Here is a 1,174-nt window from a genome sequence, read left to right as displayed (position 1 = left end):
GGTATCGAGGGTATGGCCTCGTTCCTGGAGCAGGCCGCTACGACGCTGCAGGACGCCGACTCGCAGCTCGCTGCCGGCATCTGAGAACCAGCGCGTTCAGCAAGGCTTCGCGGGGGCGGTCCTGGACTTCGGTCCGGGACCGCCCCCGCCGTCGTCCCGGTACGGCGGCCTGGCCGGTGGTACGAGAGGATGCCGGACGCTAGCCTTGCGCACCGGCGGCACGGGCGAGGTGGAGGAACGATGGCGGAGCTGGTGGCTGGAGACCCTGACCGGTCGACGAACGACGGAGGGCGGCCGAGCCCTGCCGTGCTCGCCCTGCGCCCCCTCGGGTATCTGTCGATCGGGCTGGTGTGGACGGTGATCTGGCTGTTCGCCGTCGCGCTCCTGGTGGGGTCGGTGGGCTACCTGGCGTTCGACGATCCGGAGAGCCTGCTGCGCGGCGACGACCGACCGCCGGTGGGCCAGCTCGTCGTCCTGCTGGTCTCCGCGCTGTTCCTGGCCTGCGTCATCGGGCCGGGTGGCTGGCACGTCCTGACTGCGTCCTGGCCGCTGGCCGTGCTGTCGTTCGTCTACGCCGTGCGGTCGTTGCGACCGTCCTACGCGAGGGAGAAGCTCTCGTTCACGGCCTACGGGGCCCGGGGGAGCACCTTCGGTCCGCCCACCGCCGGTGACATCGCGCTCTCGCTCCAGCCCGTGCGGCCCGGCCCGTTCACCGATCGAGTGATGCGCTTCTATCTGGCCGGCTGGGGCTGGAACGGGCGCCTGCTGCTGGCCATGCTGCCGGCAGGGCTCGCCTGGTCGACGGCGATCGGTGCGCTCATGTCAGGGCTGTCCGACGCCGTGCACCTGGTCTTCGGCATCGTCACCGTCGTCCTGCTGGTGGTCTCGTGCGTGCTGGGAGTGCGTGCGTTCCGTGCGGGTCCGCCGCGCCGCGGGGACCAGGACGAGCAGGCCGGCGGTGTCACGGACCTCTCGGCCGACGAGCGCGCGCAGCGCCTCGAGGAGCTCAAGAAGCGGCGGGCGAAGCGCCTGCGCGACCGCTAGGGCCCGATAGCCGATCGCCAGGTCATGGGGACAAATACCCATCGACCGGTGGGTCGGTGGCCGTTAGGGTCTGGGTAGTCGGATCGGCCGTGGGGGCCGGCCGGGATCTGAGAAGGGGAAACTTCATGGC

1 protein-coding gene is annotated in these 1,174 nt (G+C 71.0%); it reads left to right on the top strand.

All coding sequences use genetic code 11. The features are described 5' to 3' along the window. Positions 1 to 240: 240 nt before the first annotated feature. A complete protein-coding gene (locus APR04_RS30275; RefSeq protein WP_253878362.1) occupies positions 241 to 1,044 on the top strand; it encodes a hypothetical protein in 804 nt (267 codons plus the stop codon). Positions 1,045 to 1,174: the final 130 nt, after the last annotated feature.

Origin of the sequence: Promicromonospora umidemergens, assembly GCF_024171995.1 — a bacterium.
Taxonomy (GTDB): Bacteria; Actinomycetota; Actinomycetes; order Actinomycetales; family Cellulomonadaceae; genus Promicromonospora; species Promicromonospora umidemergens.
This window is presented reverse-complemented; position numbering and strand designations above follow the sequence as displayed.